The organism is Stieleria mannarensis, from assembly GCF_014154935.1.
Lineage (GTDB): Bacteria > Planctomycetota > Planctomycetia > Pirellulales > Pirellulaceae > Stieleria > Stieleria mannarensis.
Genome location: NZ_JACEHH010000031.1, coordinates 23,289 through 45,705, shown reverse-complemented (window position 1 = coordinate 45,705; position 22,417 = coordinate 23,289). Strand labels below are relative to the sequence as shown.

Annotated in this window: 18 protein-coding genes; 9 read left to right on the top strand and 9 right to left on the bottom strand. The window is 59.6% G+C overall.

All coding sequences use genetic code 11. The features are described from left to right. The first annotated feature begins 1 nt into the window (after position 1). From H1B37_RS20545 to H1B37_RS20535, 3 genes are all read left to right on the top strand, one after another. Positions 2–856, top strand: coding sequence for a lysophospholipid acyltransferase family protein (locus H1B37_RS20545; protein WP_182868525.1), 855 nt, complete (start codon positions 2–4; stop codon positions 854–856). A gap of 574 nt (positions 857–1,430) precedes the next feature. Next, positions 1,431–1,733: a hypothetical protein gene (locus tag H1B37_RS20540; protein ID WP_182868524.1), complete on the top strand. Its 303-nt coding sequence runs from the start codon at positions 1,431–1,433 to the stop codon at positions 1,731–1,733. A 112-nt stretch (positions 1,734–1,845) separates the two neighbouring features. Further along, positions 1,846–2,532, top strand: coding sequence for a lysophospholipid acyltransferase family protein (locus H1B37_RS20535; protein WP_182868523.1), 687 nt, complete (start codon positions 1,846–1,848; stop codon positions 2,530–2,532). Between the two features lie 176 nt (positions 2,533–2,708). Here the strand turns inward: H1B37_RS20535 and H1B37_RS20530 are convergent, their stop codons facing one another. Next, positions 2,709–3,635 (bottom strand): TraB/GumN family protein, encoded by a 927-nt coding sequence (locus H1B37_RS20530; RefSeq protein WP_286177957.1) that lies wholly within the window; start codon positions 3,633–3,635, stop codon positions 2,709–2,711. 223 nt (positions 3,636–3,858) lie between these two features. Between H1B37_RS20530 and H1B37_RS20525 the strand changes: the two genes are divergently transcribed. Further along, complete coding sequence (locus H1B37_RS20525) at positions 3,859–4,086, top strand: hypothetical protein (RefSeq protein ID WP_147870208.1); 228 nt, start codon at positions 3,859–3,861, stop codon at positions 4,084–4,086. A gap of 127 nt (positions 4,087–4,213) precedes the next feature. On the opposite strand, the gene H1B37_RS20520 is transcribed toward H1B37_RS20525, so the two are convergent. Then, entirely contained in the window at positions 4,214–4,987 is a 774-nt protein-coding gene (locus H1B37_RS20520) for a (5-formylfuran-3-yl)methyl phosphate synthase (protein ID WP_182868522.1), read from the bottom strand. A gap of 127 nt (positions 4,988–5,114) precedes the next feature. On the opposite strand from H1B37_RS20520, the gene H1B37_RS20515 reads away from it, so the two are divergent. After that, positions 5,115–6,293, top strand: a complete 1,179-nt coding sequence (locus H1B37_RS20515) for a ribonuclease D (RefSeq protein WP_182868521.1) — start codon at positions 5,115–5,117, stop codon at positions 6,291–6,293. Further along, positions 6,290–6,997 carry a CPBP family intramembrane glutamic endopeptidase gene (locus H1B37_RS20510; protein ID WP_182868520.1) on the top strand — a complete coding sequence of 236 codons (708 nt, stop codon included), beginning with the start codon at positions 6,290–6,292 and terminating at the stop codon, positions 6,995–6,997. The genes H1B37_RS20515 and H1B37_RS20510 overlap by 4 nt, the downstream gene beginning before the upstream one ends. A 12-nt stretch (positions 6,998–7,009) precedes the next feature. On the opposite strand, the gene H1B37_RS20505 is transcribed toward H1B37_RS20510, so the two are convergent. From H1B37_RS20505 to H1B37_RS20485, 5 genes are all read right to left on the bottom strand, one after another. Then, the gene (locus H1B37_RS20505; RefSeq protein WP_182868519.1) at positions 7,010–7,414 is read right to left on the bottom strand and encodes a DUF2784 domain-containing protein; all 405 of its coding nucleotides are present in this window, start codon (positions 7,412–7,414) and stop codon (positions 7,010–7,012) included. Between the two features lie 389 nt (positions 7,415–7,803). Beyond that, positions 7,804–9,240, bottom strand: coding sequence for a tetratricopeptide repeat protein (locus H1B37_RS20500; RefSeq protein WP_182868518.1), 1,437 nt, complete (start codon positions 9,238–9,240; stop codon positions 7,804–7,806). Beyond that, positions 9,237–10,388, bottom strand: coding sequence for a multiheme c-type cytochrome (locus H1B37_RS20495; protein WP_182868517.1), 1,152 nt, complete (start codon positions 10,386–10,388; stop codon positions 9,237–9,239). Before H1B37_RS20495 ends, H1B37_RS20500 begins: the two co-directional genes overlap by 4 nt. Positions 10,389–10,513: 125 nt before the next feature. Next, a complete protein-coding gene (locus H1B37_RS20490; protein ID WP_182868573.1) occupies positions 10,514–10,696 on the bottom strand; it encodes a hypothetical protein in 183 nt (60 codons plus the stop codon). 178 nt (positions 10,697–10,874) lie between these two features. Continuing rightward, entirely contained in the window at positions 10,875–12,143 is a 1,269-nt protein-coding gene (locus H1B37_RS20485) for a DUF1559 domain-containing protein (RefSeq protein ID WP_182868516.1), read from the bottom strand. Between the two features lie 514 nt (positions 12,144–12,657). Here H1B37_RS20485 and H1B37_RS20480 point away from each other — a divergent pair. The 3 genes from H1B37_RS20480 (at position 12,658) to H1B37_RS20470 (ending at position 18,985) form a co-directional block, all read left to right on the top strand. Then, positions 12,658–15,657 carry an FG-GAP-like repeat-containing protein gene (locus H1B37_RS20480; RefSeq protein ID WP_182868515.1) on the top strand — a complete coding sequence of 1,000 codons (3,000 nt, stop codon included), beginning with the start codon at positions 12,658–12,660 and terminating at the stop codon, positions 15,655–15,657. 8 nt (positions 15,658–15,665) lie between these two features. Further along, positions 15,666–17,945: a CRTAC1 family protein gene (locus H1B37_RS20475; protein WP_182868514.1), complete on the top strand. Its 2,280-nt coding sequence runs from the start codon at positions 15,666–15,668 to the stop codon at positions 17,943–17,945. A gap of 176 nt (positions 17,946–18,121) precedes the next feature. After that, complete coding sequence (locus tag H1B37_RS20470) at positions 18,122–18,985, top strand: hypothetical protein (protein WP_182868513.1); 864 nt, start codon at positions 18,122–18,124, stop codon at positions 18,983–18,985. Positions 18,986–19,323: 338 nt separating this feature from the next. Here the strand turns inward: H1B37_RS20470 and H1B37_RS20465 are convergent, their stop codons facing one another. Then, positions 19,324–21,819 (bottom strand): DNA gyrase subunit B, encoded by a 2,496-nt coding sequence (locus H1B37_RS20465; RefSeq protein ID WP_286177956.1) that lies wholly within the window; start codon positions 21,817–21,819, stop codon positions 19,324–19,326. Further along, positions 21,725–22,360: a thymidine kinase gene (locus H1B37_RS34780; protein ID WP_286177955.1), complete on the bottom strand. Its 636-nt coding sequence runs from the start codon at positions 22,358–22,360 to the stop codon at positions 21,725–21,727. Before H1B37_RS34780 ends, H1B37_RS20465 begins: the two co-directional genes overlap by 95 nt. Positions 22,361–22,417 lie beyond the last annotated feature (57 nt).

Genomic DNA, 22,417 nt, shown 5'->3' with positions numbered 1-22,417 from the left:
CATGACAGGAAATGAATCCCCACACTGCAACGAATTGCTGGCCGACATCGATGGACGCTACCTGACCGAGTCCCATCCGGCAGGCTGGTTTTCAACACGGTTTCCGACCTTCACCTTCTACCGCCAGTTCCTCGGCAATGTGTTCCGTTCCAGCGCGGTCGCTCGCCGAGGACAGTACGACAGCCTGCGGTGGAGCCAAACCAGTTTCGAAGTGCTGCGGTCGTTGGAATCGGTCGGCGTCCGATTCGAAATCAGCGGACTGGAACACCTGGCAAACCTGACAACACCCTGTGTGTTGGTCGGCAATCACATGAGCATGCTGGAAACGATCGTGCTGCCCGCGATCATCCAACCGGTCTGCGATGTGACCTTCGTCGTCAAACAAAGCCTGATGGACTATCCCGTTTTTCGGCACATCCTCCGCGCCCGCGATCCGATTGCGGTCTCGCGAGACAACCCGCGTGAAGATTTAAAGCAAGTGATGAGCATGGGGGCCGAACGACTCGGCAAAGGCATCTCGATCGTCGTGTTCCCCCAAACGACGCGCAGCGAGACCTTTGATCCCGAAGCGTTCAATACGATCGGGGTTAAACTGGCGGCGCGAACCAAAGTCCCCGTGCTGCCGATCGCGCTCAAGACCGATGCCTGGGGGAACGGGACGTGGATCAAAGACCTGGGGCCGATCCGTCCAGACAAAAAGGTGCGGTTTGAGTTCGGTGAGCCGATGGAAATCGAAGGCCGCGGGAGCCAGCAACAGCAAGCGATCGTCAACTTCATCGCATCCAGGTTGGATCAGTGGAAGGATGTCGATCGGGAGTCTGGAGGTGAGGGGAAAGATGAGTTGGTCAAAAGATGAGTTGGTCAAAAGATGGGGCGGCCGGGGGTGGAAACTCAACGGCAATCAGTCGGTCACGCGAGCGGGCCGTATTCTTGGCCGGCGCGGAGATCGGGTAAGAAGATTTTGGGGGTAAGAAAATGATGAGATGCACCATCCGTTCGATTGGCCCAATTTTCCTACCTCCCAAATTTCCCTACCGCTCCCGATCCGCCGTGCCCTGTCACGTCGGTGGGGATCAGGAAAAGGATGGCAGAATGATTGGATCCCCGTGCAGCGCCAAACGGCTGCCTCCAAGAGAATTGGACGAAATTGAAATCCCTGAAAAACCACGAACGATAAACTCACAATCAGCGAGAGGATTTGCCCGGTCCGGGCAAGGCCCGACCGACGCCTTCATTTTTTGACCACCCCATTTTTTGACCAACATTCACTCCCCCACTCCCCCACTCCCCCACTCCCCCACTCCCCCACTCCCCTGCTGCCGCTCGTTCGCCGCGTGCCCGGCAGCGCACATGCCGTGCAGGCCGATCGGTTATACTGGACATCGCGGCACGCCCCTCTCGTCTTCCACTCATCGAATCGAGCCTGTGTGATGGATGAATTCGATTCCGATCCGCCCGGTCTGTGCGATCGATGCCTGAAGGAACTGATCGGCGGGCGGGGCGAGTTCTATGAGATTGACATACAGGCCACCGTCGACTCCTCGCCGCCGATTCTCGATTCCCCCGGAACACTCGATCCTGACGAGATGGATGCCGAGTGGGGGCGGGTGATCAAACAACTCGAATCGACGCCGCAGGTCGACGCGGAAAACCAGGTGCATTGTCGCCGCAGAATCCTGCTCTGTTCGCCCTGTTTTCAGGTCTGGATCGAAAACCCCGCCGGCGGCGAATAAGCCACTCCGTCGTAATCGATCTTGTCTCCAAACGCCGGCAAGCTTATCTACGTGCATGCCGAGTTTCACGCCCGGCGAAATGAATTGACAGCAAACGGAACGGAATCTGGGAATGAATCGAGTGCTGCCCTTCTTGGTGACGGGATTTATCCGACTGTTGCGCGCCACCTGTCGCGTCAACGCGATCAACGATTCACGAGATCGCTTGCGCGCCGACGGCCAGCCGTATGTTTACGCCGGCTTGCACGGGCACCAGATTGCGATGGTCATCTTGGCCGAAGAAAAAGAAAGCGCCGGCGCGATGGTTTCGCGCAGTAAAGACGGTGACTTGATCGCTCGGACGCTCAACAAGCTTGGGGTGATTCCGATTCGTGGCAGTGGTGGTGCCCGTCGCAAGGGTGGGATGACGGCGCTGCGAGCGATGGTCAATCATGTCTGCAGCGGCAAACCGGCGTGCTTGGCCGTCGACGGGCCCAAAGGACCACGCGGGGTCGTCAATCCTGGGATCGCGATGCTGTCGCAAAAAACGGGCGCGCCCGTGTTGCCGATGTCGTTGGTCCCCCGACGCCGAATCGTGCTGTCGCGGACCTGGGACCGCACGCAAATCCCACTTCCGTTCTGCCGCATTGACGGCGTGTTCGGCGATCCGATGTACCCGCGTGAGGGAGAGTCGGTGGCGGAGTTCACGCGCCGCATCCAGGACACGTTGTTGCGGATGGAGGCCGAGTATGATCCGAAGGAAGCAGCGATCGCCCACGCCGCGATCCCGCAAGAACCGGCGATGAAGCAGGCGGCTTAGCAGCGTGGACCTCCGCTCGCTACTACGTAGCGGAACTCGCCAAGAGTTTCGCTCCGTAGGTAGCGGAACTCGCCAAGAGTTTCGCTCCCGGCGGTGAAGCCGCCCACGTTCCGAAAGCCTCCGCGGCTTCCGCTACCGAAAGCCTCCGCGGCTTCCGCTACCGAAGGGCTCGGCGCTCACTTACCGGCCAGATCCCAGGCGTTCAACCAGGTCGTCTTGCCGGCTTTCATGCCGAAGTCCTTTTCCAGCCGCTCGGCCATGTCGGCCAGGTGCCCGGCACCGTAGAACACGGCCAGCGTTTCTTTGCCGGCGGCAAGCTCTTCGCGGAGGACTTGGAACGCCTTGGCGTTGCGTCCCTTGATCAGCGTGTTCTCGCCGTTGGCGTCGTTCAACCCGACCGTGACCGCTTCCATGTCGATCAACTGGGTGGCCATGGCATTTTTCATCGCGGTGGAACGGTCGTCGCTGAACAGCGCCATCAACACGCCCAAATCACCGCCGTTCTTTGATTGCGTGGCCAAGCCGGCGCCCATCATCCGCGCGATCATCTTCAACACGCTATCGCCGCGTCGCTGCAAGTCTTCGCTGAACTCTTCCGGACTCATGTCCGCGTGGCGGAAATTCTCGGCCATGTAGTCGACCAGTTCCAACTGGTACTCCAGTTCCAGCATGTCCTTCATGCCGGTCTGCATCGATGCGACCAGTGACCGCCGTTTCTTCAAATCCTCCGGACGGATCCGCGTGCCGTCGGGGGCGACCAACTCGTACAGCACCGAATCGTATTTCGACAGACGCTGGTTCAGATCCTTGTAGTACGCTTTTTCACCGATGTGCACGACGCCGACCAAGTCAACGATGGCACCGTCGTAACGCGTGCCGGGCTTGCCGTGGAAACGCACGATCGCCGTTTGCAACGCGACCTTCTTCCCGTTCTCGTCTTTCTTGATCCGCAGGTAGGACTCGTCGGCCGCATCCTCGGAGGACGTTTTCGATTCGGTCACCGGAGTGTCCGCCGTCGCCGACTGAGCCACACTGACCGCCGACTCGAGCAGCACGTTGGCTAGCGCGATGACGACGATGAAGGCGAAGAGGATCAAACGCATGGGTAAAGCCCTGGATTGGATGCGACTGGTGGTTCGCTCGATGCTCACCATCCACCGGCTTGAGGTGGCAAGCGATCTACCCCTGTAGCATAGCGCTCGATCGCGAACGCGGCAACTGTTGACTATGCTTGTCGAAGCCCCGCCGACTGCTTAGAAAGTGGATCGCATAGAAAATGGGCGGGCGTCGATCGCAATTGTCCAGCCGCAGGCTGAGAAGGGAGCCATGGAATTCATTGAACTGACCGGAAAAACGTTGCTGGATGTGGTCAACGAGGGTGAAGTCGATTTCAAGCAGCTGCATCAGGCCGGCGTGACCAGCGATTCGATCATTCGGATCAACCGATTCGGTGAGATCGAGTTACGGAAGAAAGGCGAGTGGATGCTCGTGGGGGGGTTGATCGGCAACTTCGAGGAGCGTCTGCAAAAGCTGACCGGACTGGATTGGGTCTAGGGCTTGTATCGCGCTGTTCACTCATCGAAAACGATTCAAGCATCAGGCCGCCCAAGGCTTTCGCAAGCCGCGGACCCTCTCTGGCGTTTGCTTGCTGCGCAAACGCCGTCTCTGAGAGGGAGCGAGTTTAATTGGACCGCAATGCCCGTTGCCACTGCCGCATCTTCGCCTCGCACAACGTCCCGGTGCGTCCACCGCCGCACACCCCCCCGCGGACCGCATAACAATCGGGGCGATCGTCGCGATCCCGAATCAGCTCACCCAGCCGTTGGACGTCGCCCAGCGTGATCGAACCGGCCAGCGACCACCACAACCGTTGCTGATGGGCCAGGCGGCCGAGACGCGACAACCGCGTCGGTCCCAAAACGTCGATCGCTGAACGCCCGTTCTTTTCGAACGTGTCCAGCAGCACGCGGCGAAATCCGCTCGCGGCGGCCAAGGCCACGATTCTCTCTGCCTCCACGCACCGCGCCGCACGATGGTCGGCATAAGCGACGGCGACCAATTCGACCTGCCCCGGCAACCGCCCTCGGACCCTGTCCCACAGTCTTCTGAGTTGGGAGTCGCGATCGCATCCGCTGGGGCCGGCTTTGGCGAACGCGAACCGCGGCGGCACCTGATCGGCCAACTCGGTCGCTTCGCAGGATTCACCCAAGGCCGCCGACAATCGTGCCGCCGGCAACATCGCCACATGGTCGGCGACCTGTCGCCAAACTTGGGCGGAAACGGGTGCCAGCGGGCCGCGGCGCGGTTCTTTCAGGTCTAAAATATCGACGTCGCACCGAACCGCCAGCTCGGCCTCGGCAAGGCTGCGGACGCTGACCAGCCACTGCGGCTTGGCGATTGCGGACGGTGTTTCCGGGGCCGCGATCGGCTCGTCGGAGGGAGTGTTGGTGGGCATGCAGGATGGTCGCGCCGGTGCCGGGCGGTTAGAGTGTGGGCCGATCACGAAAGACTGTCCGATGTTGCCGTTTTGGCAGTCGAAGCCGAATCTCCCTCCCATTTTGATGCAGCGAGTCTAACGACCCTTGGAATACGAATCGATCAGTGCGATCGGCGATCTTCGTCAATTCTGCGATGAACTGGCTGATGCGCCGATCATTGCCTTCGACACCGAGTTTGTTTCCGAAGACCGCTATCGACCACAATTGTGCCTCATTCAAGTCGCCGCCGGTGATCGATTGGCGATCATTGACCCGTTGGCGATGCACACCACCGCGCCGTTCTGGGATCTGTTGGTCCAACCCGGACGGACGGTGATCGCACACGCGGCCCGTGAAGAATGTCGATTTTGTTTCCAATTCACCAACCGGCCGATCGAGGGGCTTTTTGACACCCAACTGGCAGCCGGGTTCAGCGGGATGGAATTCCCGATCTCGCTGGGAAACCTGGTCAATCGGCTGACCGGCAAAACGCTGGCCAAGGGTGAATCACGAACCAATTGGCGGCACCGGCCGCTCTCGCGCGACCAGCTCAATTATGCCTTGCAGGACGTGACGGATCTGCAAGCGATGTACCAGACGCAGCGCGAGGCGATCGAGAAACTCGGTCGCATGGTTTGGCTGGAAGAAGAAACCGAGATCCGGCAGCGGAAGGTCATTCAGCAAGAAACCAGCGAGAATTGGCGACGCGTCAGCGGTTGTGCCGGGATGACGCCGCGGCAGCTGGAAATCATCCGCCACCTGTGGCGCTGGCGCGACCAACGCGCCGCCACGCTGGACCGCCCGGTGCGGCGGGTGATGCGAGACGATCTGATGGTCGAGCTTGCCAAACGCGGCTCGGCGGACATCAAAAAAATCCGCAACATCCGCGGCATGGACTGGCGCGGGTACAGCGCCCACTACGAAGACATTTCCGCGGCCATTCGGGCGGCGTTGCAGGTCCCGGACGATCAGCTTCCGCGGCGGACCCGAAAATCACGCAGCGTGATCTCGCCGATGCTCAGCCAGTTCCTCTCGACCTCGATGGCCTGCATCAGTCGACAAAACAAACTCGCGCCGTCGATCGTTGGCAACGCCGACGACGTCAAAGAAGTGCTGGGTTATGAATTGGATCCCAAGGAAGGAGACCAGGTGCCGGCGCTGTTGACCGGATGGCGCGGTGAAATCGTTGGAAAAACCTTTCGCAAGCTACTCAGCGGTGACGCGGCCATCCGGGTTGCGAACGTTCGCAAGGAACAACCGCTGGAATTCGTCGAACTGGATTGAACTGGATTGAATTGAACGAAGACACGCCTCCCCAAGAAGAAGCCTCCGACGAGTTCTTGTTCGTCTGGGCCTGCGGATTTGAACTGGCGATCGGCCTGGCCGGCCTGCTGCTCGCCTGGCTGCTGGGGATCGACGCGCGAGCCTACCTCGGGCGGATCGACAAACTGGCGTGGAAAAGTGTCGCCGTCGAATTGGGAATCGGCGTGGTCGCGTCGATCCCGATGCTGATCGCGATCACGTTGCTGATGAAAATCCCGCACGACGCGATCGACGCCATCAAACGGCTCAGCGATGCGCCGACGATGAAGGCCCTGCTGTCACTGTCCCACGGCGAACTGCTGACGCTCAGCCTCTGTGCGGGGATCGGCGAAGAACTGGCCTTTCGCGGCTGCCTGTTGCCCTGGTTGACCGCGGCCGGCGGCAGCGACGGTCCACTGTCCAATCCGTTCCAAGTCGGCGACAGTTTCAGCGAGGCCGTCCCCGGCCTGCTGGCCGCAGCCGTCCTGGTGTCCTCGATCGGTTTCGGGTTGCTGCATCCGATCACCAAACTCTACGTGCTGGTCGCCTCGCTGATGGGCATCTACTTCGCCGCCCTAATGATCGCCACCGACAGTCTGTTGGTCCCGATCGTCACCCATGCCGCTTATGATGCGGCCCAATTTCTGATCGCCAAACGAGAGCTGGACGCCGAATCCGTGGGATAGGCTTCCAGCCTGTCATCTCCCCTGATCCCCGCCCCGCCAGCGCGGCGGCACGAACACTAAATTGGCGACAACCAGGGCGCCGAACAACGTGTAACCGACCGTGAAGGCCCAGGGATCCAGGTCAAAGAACATCACCTCGTGCATCCAGTTGGCGATGAAGTCACCCTGGTACGTCTGCTCACCGGCAGCCGACCGAAAGTCCTGTTCCAGCGTCGTCAACGGACACGTCATGCCCACCCAGGCCTCCAGCACGACGACCAAGATCATCGCCAGATGGATACCCCGAAACCAGCGGTTGCGAATCCAACGCCAGCCCCGCATCGCACCGACCAGCGTCGCGATCGCTCCCACCACCACGAACGCAACGTAGCCAAAGTGGATCGCCACCGTGATGTCAGCCAGATACCGATAGATCACCACACACCTCACTTCCAGATCAACGTAGCTACCTTCGCCAGAAGGTGGATCCCCAAGGCCATCCACGCTCACACCGAGCGTTGCAATCAAATACAAGCACGCGGCGCCAGCAAGTGCGCCTGAACGCAAGTGACTCTCTCGCTAGCGTTTCGAGCTTGCATCGATCGAAACGCGGCGCTGTCAAACTAGACATTTCCATTCCCGGGCGAAGCCCGAAAATGAGGTCTACGTCGCCGCGTTTCCCCAACAGAAAGACGATCGAGCCACGCTGAGGGATTGCGTTGCTCGGATTTTTTTTGAAAAGAAATGGGGGAGGCCAGCCAACGGTTCACGGATCCATTGGTTGCTACACAGGTCGGCTGCCAAATTTGGACAGGGCTCCCCAGTGATCACTCAGCTGCCGAGAGCGATTCCAGATCCACGCCGCAGCGAATGAATGAATCGTCGGGACCAAACGCCCCGGACTGACTGAGTTGCCTTCGGCGCCGGTTGATCTGCTCCATCCGCTCGATCGCTTGCTGCTTCGTCAGCACCGCCTGCCCGTGCATCACCTGCATACTCTGCCACGCCAGCGATTCGTCGTGTCGTTGAAGCTGATCCAGGATCGGAACCAATTCGTCGATCAAACCGAAACGATCCCCGGGTGACTGATATAATTCCGCGGCGATTTGATGGGTCCGCTGAATCCACTTCCAGCGTTGCGTGGCGGCGCGGGCCGCTTCGTCACGCCCCAGTCGCGCGAGCGTCTCGCTGAGCATGCGATAGGCATGGTCGTCGGTTGCGTCTTGCATCACGGCGCGGCAAAGGTGTCGCGTCGCCGATTCGTCGTCGCCCGACTCGATCTGCTTCGCCGCCAACGCGAACTCGACGTGCCCGCGATGACGTTGCGTTTGTTCCCGCGGGCGCCAACCGGCCAACGCGTCGCTGTCACCAAGCAGCGCGGCCAATCGCCCCCGCAGCGCGTGCTGCAGATCGTCTGGTTGCTCGATCGCCAACAATCGCTGCCGTGCTTCTTCCAGTCGCCCCTCGCCGATCAAAGACAAAACGGCTGCCGAGTCGGAAAAGGGCCCGATCGCGCTGCCGACTGGCAATGGCGATGACATGCGAAGCAACGAGACCAGTTCCAATTCGTTGACGTCCCCCATGCGACAGAGTCGACGCAGATGATCGGCCGCTTCGCCGCGTCGCCCCAATTCCAGTAACAGCCGCGCGAGTGCCCGGTGCGGCATCGCCATGGTCGGCACCTCATCCAGGATCGTTCGCAGTCGTGACTCCGCACCGGCGTAGTCACCGTGCAAAACCAGCCACTCGGACGATTGCCCCAAACCGGGCAACCGAGTCTCGGGATGCGTCTCGGCCAAGCGGTCCAGCATCCGCACCGCTTCGGGGAAACGCTGGCGCTGCCCCAGCACGCGGGCCATCAAGAAAATCACCTGGGGATCTTCGGGGGTTCGAAACATCGCTTCGCGGGCGTACCGATACGCCGCATCGACGTCGCCGCGGCGCAACGCTTCGGCAGCATGCTTGGCGGGATCGACGATCGTCGCCACCGGGGGATCATTTGGCTCGACCGCCGGTCCGATGGGAGCTTCCTGCTGGACCGGTGCTGACTCTGGCTCCGAAGCCGAGGGCTCTGGCGGAGGTTCCTCGACAACGGGGGCTGGGTCGGAAAGACCCTCGATCGTGTCATGGCCGGAGCGGTCACATCCAACCGACAAAACCGCCAACGCGAGGGCGATGCCGCCGATCACGCCGGTGCAAGTCACCGGGCGCATCGGCCGACTCTGTCGGCAATCACAGCTGTCGCGAAAACGAAGCACACTCATTCGGCGTCTCGGATGCGGATCCAATGATCGTGAAACACCATCCCCTGTTCAAACTTCGTCGCCGGCATATGGCATTCGATACAGCCGCTGGTCGGGGAAACACTGCAAGCGACGTGCGCGTCCGAATCGCTCTGGTGACAGGCAAGACAGTCTTGTTCGTAGGCTGCTGTTGATTTCGCCTTGGAATCCTGATGTGGGTTGTGACAGGTCGAACACATGAACTGACCGTCCGATTCCAGATAACACTCGCTTCGCAGCATGCCGACGGGCTGGAACCGCAGCAGTTCGGCCGAATACTCACGCAGCGCGGCCGGATCGATGTTGCGAGGCAATCGGTGGCAATCACCACACAGCTGCAACTCCGCTTCGAAGTCCCAGCGATCGCGGCCGACCGAAAACGGCGGCGGCGTTTCGGATTGTCTGGCTTGCTGGACATGTTCGCTGCCCGGTCCGTGACACTTTTCGCAGTTCACGTCAGCAACCAAATCGACAATTTCCGTGCCCACGATCGTGCCGGTGGTGGTGTGACAATAAACGCATTGCTGAACGCTGTTGTCACGCACGACGTTTCCCAGCAACTCCGTTTCATTCTGGGGCGTCAGGCCGACGTGACCCGGTGTCAGGCCGAAATCGCCATGGGAACCGAACCAAGAAATCCGGTGTTCGATTCCTGCCGCATCCGCTTCCGTGTCGTCGATCAGTGTCAGCAGCGTCATCGCGTTGCGGCCAGAACCGACGGCGTACTGAAGCGAAAAGGGATCTTGATTTAATCCTGCGGCACGGCGCGTTTGCAACCCATCGCTACCCCACTCGTAATGAAATACACCGTAGGGGTTTCCCGCATCGAGCGCTTTGCCGGCAAACTTCTTTGCAATCTCCGAATCGACGGACCGAGAAAACGTGTCCGCATGGCCGGAGTGTTGATGGAGCTCAAAATTCTGCGGGTGACATTCCCGACAGACTTGTTTTCCGACATAGGTTGGCGCACCTGCCGACGCGGCTGAGCCGCTATCCTCCGATCGACGAACGCGACTTGCATGCCCGGCAGCCTGATCCACGGCGATACAACGGGCGCACACGATCACGAAGCAGAAGCCCGAAGCCACTGCCAGCATCATTGCCAGGAAACGTTTCCCAGATCGAATCATTTGGTTCGGTGCGACTGCAGCGGCCACAGATCAACCGCGCTGAACGGATTGCCGGGAATCATGATCCCCGGCAATCCGGCACAAACTGTCGGCATGATAATCAAGATCAATCGTGCAGGCCTCACTTATTGCTGCATCGACTTTTCCATCTCACGAGCATACTCTTCGTCGCTCATCCCCTCCATGGGCACGTCATCCGTAGCTTCATTTTCAGGTGCCGCGACGATGGTGTTCTCTCCCGAGCCTCCGCAACCGAAGATGGGACAGAAACCAAGGATACAGATGGATGCCATCAAGAACTTTTTCACTTTAGAACCTTGATAAAGTATTGGTAATCAAAAACACTCGAACGCGTGCACTTCACGCGCCAATCAGGTCCCTTGCCAAGAATGAAGCGATCGCAAGGGAATCTGATGCAATGGATGTCCCGCCTAAATCGAAATGATTGAGACGGGACGGGATGCATCATCGATGGTGCCGAAGAACTTATTGGTTCAGCTGTTCATCGATCACTTCGCTGGCGGCCTTGCTGCCCAAGGCGCCCCACAATCCATAGGGGCTTTCACCGCCGGGGCGTGACTGGTTCTGGTCATACCAGATTCCCGGTGCGTTTTGATTGCCCGCCTCGATCGAGTCGGTGATGAAGGTGACCGCGCCATCGCCCATCAAGACGTGGCATCCGCCCTGGTGGAAACTACTCGGCGAGAAGTTGCCCAGGTTGTCCGCCCATTGTCCGATACAAAGTTCGCTGTTGGGCGGACGGACGGTGAAGACCGCCTGGATGGACGTCCGAAACGCCGACGCCCAACTCATCCCGCGGCCATTGGTTTCGTTCACGACCACACGCACCGGCGGTGTGCAACCGGTGCTTTGAGAATCGCACCAGAACCGTGGCCGGTCGGGATCGATCTCACCCGATTCCACGCAGTGCAACGGGTTGAAGAAGTGGTCATCGCCGTTGCCTCCGTTGTCCCATGAAAGCGATCCGTTGACCGCTTTGTCGCCCTGGTCAGAGACAATCTCACCACAGGCGATTGTGTTGGAAAGCCCGTCTTTGACGTCACGAAACGCAAACTTGGTGTACGGAGCGAACATGCCGCGGTGAAGTGCCTTGGCATTGCGAGCGTTCCCGGCACTGGTCGTCGGGACCATTTGAGCCGTGTCGAAGTGCGAGATGATCTGATTCTTTGGTGAATCGCCCAAACAGGCTCCGTAGTTCACTCGTCCGCGGCCCGGCAATCCCGTTCCACCATCGCTCGGGCAACGCAGCGTCGGAATCTCCGACTGCCAGGGAATGTAGCCCGGGTTGGTCGAATACGACTTGGGGCTCGGTCCCATCGCCGGCCAGTAATTGAGCGGTCCCGGTGGCGTGGCGCCGGTGACCGTCTGGATGCTGCGATTAGAGATGTGGTCCCACAATCCTTGCTGTTCGAAATAGGGCGTCAGCGGAACCCAAATGCTCAGGCTTTTGCGGTTTGCCGTGTTGCTGGCACGCCACCATGCCGGTGGCGTCTCCAGGCCCTTTCCCGTTCCGCCGCCATAAGGAGGAAGCTGCTTGAACGCGGAATGATAATTGTGAATGGCCAAGCCGAGTTGCTTGAAATTATTGCTGCAACTCATCCGCCGAGCTGCTTCGCGTGCCGCCTGAACAGCCGGTAACAAGAGACCGACCAAAATGCCGATGATCGCAATGACCACCAATAACTCAACGAGAGTAAAACCGGCAGAACGTCCTGCCGCATGCTTTCGAACCATGCTGTGCTCCAGTGAAACGAACAAGGAAGAGATAACGAAAATGAAAACGATGATGATCGTGAATCAATCGAAAAGATAAATTCGATTCACGATCGATCGTCGTTCAACGCTTGATCACTGCAATGCCACACCACCAAAACAGCGGCCGGCGAAAACCAAAGGTAGGGTGCCGGCTCGATTCTATGAATGGAGCGCGGAGATGATGGCATCAGGCGGGCAACGACTTTGAATCAATCGCCTTCGTTGAACCCCGGTCGCTTCTCAGGGTTCCGGAATCTTTTGGCAATTGGTTCGATTACTTTTGTACGCAACGTGAACGCGTCGAAGTGACTAACGAACTCACACTGCTAGCATGCACAAGAAAAGTAACATAACCACTCGTAACGCGCGTGTGTGGTTTTAGTACAATTCTAAGCGAAATGTTTTCGATCGACCGACGGTGTCAGGTCGAAGGGCTTCATGATGAAGTGAACGAGTGTTGTCCATCGCGTTTTTTTGATGACGGCTTGATCCCTTGTTTCGCCGACTCCGACTTCTTTGCGTCATCGTTACACTCGCCTTCCAGCCCGGTTGCAGCGACGACCTGCCCACCGACTCGCCACGGCAACACGTCGCCGATGGTGAACAAACGTCGGATCCGGTCAGTGAAATGCGTCGCGCGGTTTCCGATGGCCACTGGAATTTGGCTTGGGAACAAACCAAACACGTGCTGATTGCCCACCCCAATGACGCGGACTTGATAGCCGAAGTGGCTACGGTGGCCGCGATGACCGGACGCAAGCCCCAAGCCGTTGACTTGATGGTCGAAGCGGCACGCCGCGACACCTACGATCCGCTGCGGGTCGACCAAGCCATTCGTGCGCTGATCGAAGTCGGACGACTGTACGATGTCATCGCACTGTTGGAGAACGCCGTCGACGCGAACCCGTCAGATCGTTCCCTGCGCGTCAAACTGGTCGGATTTCTCAAAGAGGCTCAACTCCATCACCGGATCGATCCGCATTACGAATCACTGATTCGGTCGCGAAACTTTGACCTGCAATTGTTGGTGGCTTTTACCGACGCCCAACGCCGCACGTTTTCTGCGCCGATGCTGGAATTGTTGCTTCAGCGGAATCCCGATGACCTGCGGATCCGATTGGGGCAAGCGATTGATTCGATGGACAATCGCGAATACGAAGTGGCGGAAGAGGTTTGCCGCAACATTTTGGATCGGCATGCTGATTTTGCGCCCGCCCAAGCCGTTTTGGGTTACGCACTCGCCGCGCAGGGCAAATTCTCGCAGATCGGTGCGTGGGCCGCCGGCGTGTCGGCCGACTGTCGCGACGATGCGTACTATTGGCTCGCCTTGGGCAGCTGGGCTGAGTCTCAAAACCGTCTCCCGCAGGCTGCCCGCGCGTTCTACGAAGCGACGCGGTGCGATCCGAACAACGGTGTCGCATGGACTCGTTTGGCGGGCTCGATTCGCCGGGGCCGAAGTCGTAACACCACGCAGACACCCACGCTGGGGAAACAGCAGCTTGAGGCCATTGATGCCAGGATCGAGAATCTGCTGGCGATGCGTGATCACTTAACCGCGTTTGTGTGGAGCGGGCATGCCAGCCAGCGAAACGCGATCGATATCGCCAACGCCTTGTCGCAGCTGGGCAGAAATTGGGAGGCCGAGGCGTGGGCGGCCGTCGCGACGAACTTAAAAGACGACGGGGTGAAGAATGCTACGGAGGCTCGCGTCGAAATTGTCGGAAAACTAAAGCGGGATCAAAACTGGCAATCGACCACCTGGAATCCCGAGTTGTGGATCGATCTGTCGCACTTGCCGGCGCCCACGCCCGATGCCCGCAACGACAATGAAGGTGACGTTATCGCTGCGGCCGTTGCCGGGTCTCTCCATGGTCCATCGAGTGTTCCGTTGCGGATGAGTGAAGAGAGTGCGTCATGGGGACTGGTGGACGTCGGCATCGGAAGCGACCCCCACGACGAGCGCCGCGGCGCGCTGACACGTTCGACCGGCGCCGGTGGCGGGGCGATCGATTTCGACCTTGACGGTCGTTGCGATGTGATCGTGTTGGGGGCCGGCGGGACGATGCTGAAATCCGATTCCAACTCCAACGTGCTGATGCGCAACCTTGGCAGCAAGCTGCAGTCTGTCTCGGCCGCAGCAAGGTTCGCGGACACGGACTTTGGCCAAGGGTGTTGTGTCGGCGACTTTAACGAAGATGGTTTCCCCGATGTGTTCTTGGCCAATCTGGGACGCAATCGATTGCTGCGCAACAACGGCGACGGGACGTTTGCGGATTGCAGCGACCTTTTGAACGATCGCCGACCGCCGCGCTGGACGACTTGCGCCGCATTCATCGATCTCAATCAAGACGGCATCGCGGATCTGGTCGTCGGCAACTACTGCACGACCGACGGAGCCCCCGATCGCCCCTGTCCCAACGAATCGGGTGAAATGGGAACCTGCCATCCGCTCCGATTCCAAGCCCAGGCCAATGAGTTGTACCTGGCCAGTCGCGAAGGCCGGTTCCACGATCAAACGCAACGGTTGATCGGCAACACCACGCCCGGTCGAACGATGGGCATTTTGGCGGGCGCCCTGTTGCGTGACGAAGTCGGGGTCCTGCTCGCCAACGACATGTCCCCCAACGAGTTCTTTGCGCACACCGATTCCGAAACCGGCAAGTTGGTACAAAGCGCGGTGGCACGGGGAGTGGCCGTCGATGGCGGCACGCGTCCCCAAGCATCGATGGGTATCGCGGCTAGCGATTTTGATGGCGATGGCGACCTGGATTTCTATGTGACCGGTTTCGCGAACGAGCACAACATTTATTACGAACAGACCGCCCCGGGTTGCTGGAGTGACATGACGATCACCGTCGGATTGTTGAAACCGACGCTGCCGGTCGTGGGATTCGGAACCGAAGCAATCGATCTGGACGATGATGGAATCGACGAGATCGTGGTGACCAACGGCCACATCGGAGAATTCGATGACGGCGATTATGCCTACGAACAACCGTTCCAACTGTTTCGTCGCCAAGCCGACGGGCGATTTGATGTCGTCGATGATGACGGGTGGGGCGACTACTTTGCACACCCACATGTCGGCCGCGCATTGTGGACCGTCGACATCAACGCCGACGACCGAAACGATTTGATGGTGACCCACACCCGCGAACAAGTACGACTGCTGGTCAACCGCACCGCAGACGAGAACCATCGCGTCTCATTTCGCTTGGTCGGAACAACCTGTTCCCGCGATGCGACCGGCGCGGTGTTGCGTTTTTCACATGATGGACGGACCCGGTCGTTGTGGTGCCTGTCCGGCGACGGGTACCTGTGCAGCAACGAACGGATCCTGCGTGCCGGTGTGGGATCGTCGGACAAAGTGAACGACGTCCAAGTGTTTTGGCCCGACGGTTCGATCGACTCGATCGGCACCCTGGACGCGGGCGCCCGCTACTTGATCATCCAAGGCCAGGACGCGGCAACCAAGATGTCTCTCGGTCGGTAATCTACGGTATGCGAAACAGATTCTCGATTGTCCCTCCCAACCCTCGGCCGCTGATCGCTTGCCTCACGCTTGCATTGGCGATGGGCGTCGGTTGCGATCGAAACGCCACCGATGAATCCCGGCCGGCGCGCCCCGAAGCCCAACAATGGGAAAGTGCCCATGACCGCATGCTGAGCGTGCTGGAACAAATCAAGTCGCGGATTCCCCAAGACAATTACTTCCTCGGGGACGCTGATCTGGTCGATTTGAAACGTCAACTGGCCGCCCAGCCGCAGCATGCCCATGCGATGCGTGGGGCGTTGATGTTTGAAATCGGGACCAAGAACGTGTTTCTAGGGAACACGACCCTGGGGATCGAAGAACAGAAGGCGGCGTTCGAACACCTTCGCCAAGCCGGCGTGCCGCAAAGTGTGTTCGACAAACTGTTCTTTTCCATCGGCGTGTCGCATCTTCGTAAAGCCGAAAACGACAACTGCATTCAGGCCCACAGCGCCGGGAGCTGCATTTTCCCGATCCGCGAAGACGGCGTGCATGTCGATCCCGAGCAAGCCACTCGCGCGATCGCATACTTTTCGCGTGTCTTGGAGTCACAGCCCGGGCACCTGCCGTCGCGATGGTTGCTGAACCTTTCCTACATGGCCCTCGGTCGCTATCCCGACGATGTCCCGCCATCGTTTTTGATTCCGCCGGAAGCGTTCGAGTCGGAACAGCCGTTCCCCCGGTTCATCGACTGCGGGTCGAATCTGGGTCTGGATACTTTCAGCCTTGCCGGCGGCGTGATCACCGATGATTTTGATGATGACGGGTTTCTGGACATCGTGGTTTCATCGTGGAGTCCGGCGGACCAGATTCGCATGTTCCACAACGATGGCGACGGAACGTTCAGCGACTGGACCGAGCGGGCGGGGCTGACGGGTATCTACGGAGGACTGAATCTGATCCACGCCGACTATGACAATGATGGCAACTTGGACATCCTGGTGCTGCGTGGCGGTTGGCTGGGTGATGCCGGGCGTCACCCCAACTCGCTGCTGCGCAATGACGGTCACGGCCATTTTCGCGATGTGACGTTTGACGCCGGGCTGGGCGACGAACACTATCCGACGCAAACGGCTTGCTGGGCCGACTATGACAACGACGGCGACCTGGATCTGTACGTCGGCAACGAAGGCTTTGCCAACCAACTGTTTGAGAATCAGTCGGACGGGACGTTTGTCGACGTCGCCGCAAAAGCCGGTGTCGCCGACGGCGGGTTCACCAAAGGCGTCATCTGGGGCGACTTCGATGCCGATCGTTTCCCCGATCTCTATGTGTCTAATTTGAATGGCCCCAACCGGCTGTTTCGCAATCTGGGCAACGGCCGCTTTGAAGAGGTCGCCGGCCCACGAGGCGTGACCGGGCCGCAGGACAGTTTTCCGACCTGGTTTTGGGATTTCAATAACGACGGGGCACTAGACCTGTTCGTCGCCAGTTTTTCGCAGAGCGTCGATCCGGTCGCCGCCGACTTCATGAACCTGCCCCACGGCACCGAAATGGATTGCCTGTACCAAGGCGACGGCAAGGGCGGGTTCGTCGAAGTCGCCGAGCAGATGAACCTGCGCCGGGCCACCCAGCCGATGGGGTCCAACTTCGGCGATTTGGACAACGACGGATTCCTGGATTTTTATTTGGGAACCGGCTTTCCTGATTTCGACGCCCTGGTGCCCAACCAAATGTTTCGAAATGATGGCGGCCGTAGGTTCCTGAACGTGACGACCGCGGGCGGATTCGGCCATCTTCAAAAAGGTCACGGGGTCGCGATAGCGGATCTGGACAACGATGGCGACCAAGACGTCTTTCATGAACTCGGCGGCTGGTTTGCCGGTGACGCCTATGGTGACGCACTGTTCGAAAACCCCGGCTTCGAGAACCACTGGATCGTGATCAAACTGGTCGGACGCCAATCCAATGCCTGTGCGATCGGTGCCCGAATCCGCGTCGATTTGAAAAACAACTCGGCGACGCGATCGGTCTACCGTTGGGTCAACAGCGGCGGCAGCTTCGGCGGCAATCCGCTGCGACAGCACATCGGCTTGGGCCAACACGACCAAATCGATCGCATCGAAATCCGCTGGCCAACGACTGGCACCACCCAAGTGTTCGAAAACGTCCCGGCAGACCAATGCCTCCGCATCACCGAAGGCCGTTCCGAATTCGAATCGCTGCCCTACCCAAAGGTGACGTTCTCCAAGTCGCCGCCGCCCACTTCAGGTCACTCGCACCATCATCACCACGCCGGCGACCGATAACGTCTCGCCAATCACGAGCCACCCACCAACGCCGCGACCGGTGCACCAAGCTGAGCCGGGCCGCGGGCGTTTGCCCTTCGAGGGCAGACCGTCGCAATCAGCCTTGCGACCGCGGATGGATTCTGCGAGTTTCACGGTCGTTTCTGACCCGATTTCAGTGTATGGAGACCGAAACCGTGACCCGCCTTTGCCTCGCCGTCGCCTTTGTCGTCGCCGCCAACGCCCACTTTGCCACCGCCGCCGATGATGCCCCCGATAAGTACCTGCTGCGCTACTCGCTTTCCGGCGGGCAAAAACTGAGCTACGAAGTCACGCATGTGGCCAAGACCAAGACCCGGCTGAAGGGCGACGAAGAGATCTCGCAGGTTCACACCGTCAGCAATCGCCATTGGGATGTCGTCGGCGTCGAAGGCGAGGAAATGACGTTCAATCACGTCGTCGATTCCGTCGAAATGACTCAGCAACAAGGCGACAAAGACGAGATCCGTTGGTCCAGCCGATCCGGTGAGGAACCGCCGCGTGTATTTTCCAAGGTCGCCGAACAGATCGGCAAGACGCTCTCGACCGTGACGATCAATCCCCGCGGCCAGGAAACCGATCGTGAAGACAACGGCGGCAGCAAAGCCTCGCTGGGCATGGGATCGCTGTCGCTGGCGCTGCCCGAAGAAGCGATCGCGATCGGAGATTCATGGTCGATCCCCCGTGAGATCAAAACACGTACCGAAGACGGGCTGGTCAAGCCGATCAAGATCCGCGAGCTGTACACGTTGGAGAAAGTAAAATCGGGCGTTGCGACGCTCTCGGTCCGCAGCGAACCGCTGACGCCGATCGACGAAGAATCCGTCCGTGCCCAAGTGGTCCAGCAGCTCAGCAACGGCACGATCAAGTTCGATCTGGACGCCGGCCACATGATCAGCAAGGAACTCAACTGGGACGAGACGGTGGTCGGGTTCCAGGGGCCCAACAGCATGATGGAATACCGGGCCCGGATGACCGAGCAGCTGATCGACAGTGTCGTTCGGACCGCACGTCGGCCGTAGTGCTTGGTCGTGTTGCTCGGAGGCTGACAGTTTCGCGTCGAGACGCCGCAAAACAGTTGGCGGCTTATTTGATTAATCCCGATGCAGGGTGCCGATGCGAGACGCGACGCGTGAGCGAGGTTTTTAACCTCTGATTTAACAGGCGTTTAAGCCTTCACCCTCCCTCTGGGAGGGTGAAGTCCTAACTTGGCGCCTATGCCCCCCGCTGCGCTCGACCTTCCCTGCCAGGAGGGTGAATTCCCCAAAAACGCGCGACCTGTTGCGCGTCGGGCCAGTAGGAGCAGCGATTCGATGCCGCAACCGAAACTCTTGGCGAGTTCCGCTACGGGTGTGTTCCGCTAGACGTCCAGGTTACGGACGTCCAGGGCGTGCTTTTCGATGAATTCGCGGCGCGGTTCGACTTTGTCGCCCATCAACAGGCGGAACATTTCGTCGGCCGCCCCGGCGTCCTTCATGTTGACTTTGACCAGCGTTCGGTTGGCCGGATCGAGCGTGGTTTCGCGAAGTTCTTCGGCGTTCATTTCGCCCAGCCCTTTAAAGCGGGTCACTTGTAGGCCCTTTTCACCGGCCGCTCGGACTTCGGGCAACAATTCGCGGAGATCGGCCATCGGTCGGCGGATGTCTTCGCCGCGGACCAATTCGAAACGGGGTGTGGTCATCCCGGTTCGGTCGGCGGGAATCAGGTCTTCCAAGGAGAACACCAGTTCGGCCAGTTCCTTGAGCCCGCTGTTGATCGTCCGCACCTCGTGCAGTTCGGCCAAGTGGGCGATTGACTTCGCCGGTTCGGCGTCTTCGGCTGGCGTCGCCGCGGCCTGGGCGTCGGCCGCAGCGGTGTCGTCCGATTCGGCTTCTTGCTCGGCGGCCGCCTCGTCATCGAGCACCAGATTGTGCTCGTTGAGATGCGTTTCGACTTCGTCGGTGCTGTGGAACCAGTGTTCTTCGTTGCCGTAGGTCAGCAACCACGAGGGCAGTTTGTTGGTGACCGGGTCGATGCGTTCGGCGTGGGCGCGAAGGCTGACGCCGCGTCGCTCGAGAGCCAGGATCGCGTCTTCCATGGAGGCGAGCGAGCTGCACAGTTTTCGCATGTCGTCGCCTTCGACGCGTCGCCCGTCTTCGGCTTCAAAGACGGTGTCCTTCAGACCGCGTTCGAGCAACTGGCTCTTCATCTCTTCGTCGGTCTGGACGTAGTAGCGATTACGGCCGTGGGTGACACGGAACAACGGCGGCTGGGCGACGTAGACGTGACCGTCGGCGACCAACTGGTACATTTGGCGATAGAAGAAGCACAGCAACAGCGTGCGGATGTGGCTGCCATCGACGTCGGCGTCGGTCATGACCACGATTTTGTTGTAGCGGCGTTTGGAGATGTCTTGATCGCCGCCGATGCCGGTCCCGATCGCCTGGATCATCGAGCGTACTTCTTCGTTGGCCAGCACCTTGTCTTCGCGGCTCTTGTAGGCGTTGATGATCTTACCGCGTAGCGGCAGGATGGCCTGGAAGTCGCGCATTCGCCCGCCTTCGGCCGATCCGCCTGCCGAGTCACCTTCGACCAGGTACAGTTCGCAGCGTTCCATTTCTTTGCTGATGCAATCCCGGAGCTTGCCGGGCAGCCCGCCGCCGCCGAGGGCGTCTTTGCGTTTTCGCAGCAGATCCTTGGCCTTGCGAGCTGCCTCGCGTGCTTCGGAGGCGAGCAATCCTTTGCGGACGATCGATTTGGCGACGCGCGGATTTTCTTCCAGGTATTTTGCCAGCTGTTCGCCGACGCCGCCGCTGACGATGCCTTCGACTTCACTGTTGCCAAGTTTGGTTTTCGTTTGGCCTTCGAACTGAGGGTGCGGCACGCGCACGCTGATCACCGCGGTGATGCCTTCGCGGATATCGTCTCCGCCCAGGGTGGCATTTTTGAGCAGGTTTTCTTTCTTGCCGTAGTTGTTCAGCGTCCGTGTCAGCGCCGATCGAAATCCGGACACGTGCGTTCCGCCTTCGATGGTGTGAATGTTGTTGACGTAGGATTGGACGTTCTCGGTGTACTCGGTGCTGTACTGCAGTGCGATTTCGTACTGGCAGCCGTCTTTTTCGCCGACGATTGAAATCACGTCACTGTGCAGCGGATCGCTGGCGCGGTTGAGGTGCTCGACAAACTCGGTGATCCCGCGTTCGTATTTGAAATCACCGCCTTCGCCGTTGCGTTCGTCCAGGAACGTGATCCGCACGCCGCTGTTGAGAAACGCGAGTTCTTGGAGTCGTTTGTAGAGGGTGTCGAAGCTGTACTTGGTGACCGAGAAGATTTGTGCGTCGGCCTTGAACGTGGTGCGGGTGCCGGTCTTGCTGGTCGTGCGCCCTTTCTTGACCGGCCCGGTGGCGACGCCGCGTTCGTACTCTTGGGTCCAGGTGAACCCGTCTCGGCTGACTTCGGCTTCGGCCCACTGGCTGAGGAAATTGACGACGGTGACGCCGACACCATGCAGACCGCCGGAGGTTTGGTAGGCACCTTTTTCGAACTTGCCGCCGAATTTCAGGACCGTCATCACGCCTTCGAGCGTGCTGACCTCGCGATCCAATTCGGCCGAAAGCTCTTGGTGCTTGGTCACCGGGATGCCGCGGCCGTCGTCTTCGACCGTCACGCTGCCGTCGGTGTGGACGACGACGGACACCTTGCTGGCGAACCCCGCCATCGCTTCGTCGATCGAATTGTCGACGACTTCATAGACCAAGTGGTGCAAACCGCGCGTGGACGTGTCACCGATGTACATCCCCGGACGCTTGCGGACGTGATCCAAGTCCGAAAGGTGTTTCAGGTCTTCGTCGGTGTATTTCTGGTTCGCGGCGGGCATCGAGGAGACCGGAACGTCGGGGCTCGCTGCGTCCGAACCGGTTTCCTGGGAGGCCGCTTCCTGCGATTCGGGGGCGTCGGATTCCGGGAGATCTGAAGAGGGGGCGTCGCTCATTGAGACCTGAAACGGGGCGTAAAAGTAGGCCGCATTTCGAGGGATGTTTCCCAATCCTGGTCATCCCAGAACCGCTTGCGGCAGAATGCGGAATTCTAACATTCCCGGGCGACTTTCGCGAGGCGTCCGGGTTGCCGGCCGGGTGGTTGTTGAGCTCTGGGATAATCAGTCGGTTTTGCGTTTCATTCGCGCCGGCGGGGAGCTTTTTTTCTTGAGCTAGGGCGGCTGGGATAGAGGTCAGGGGGCAGGGGGGAATCGAAAAGGCCCACCGATGGCAGCGCGAATCATCGATCCGCAGCACCATCGTCGCCTTGCGTCCGCAATGGCAAATCGCCTTGATTTCGGTCAGCGTGTCGGCCCAGGCCAACGAAACCTCGCTGCCGGTGAACAAGTTGCCTTGGAAATCGGTCCTCAACCCATAGGCCATCCGCCGGCACCACTTATTTTTCGGCCAAGACTTACGCCCGGTCCGTCAATCCTTAGA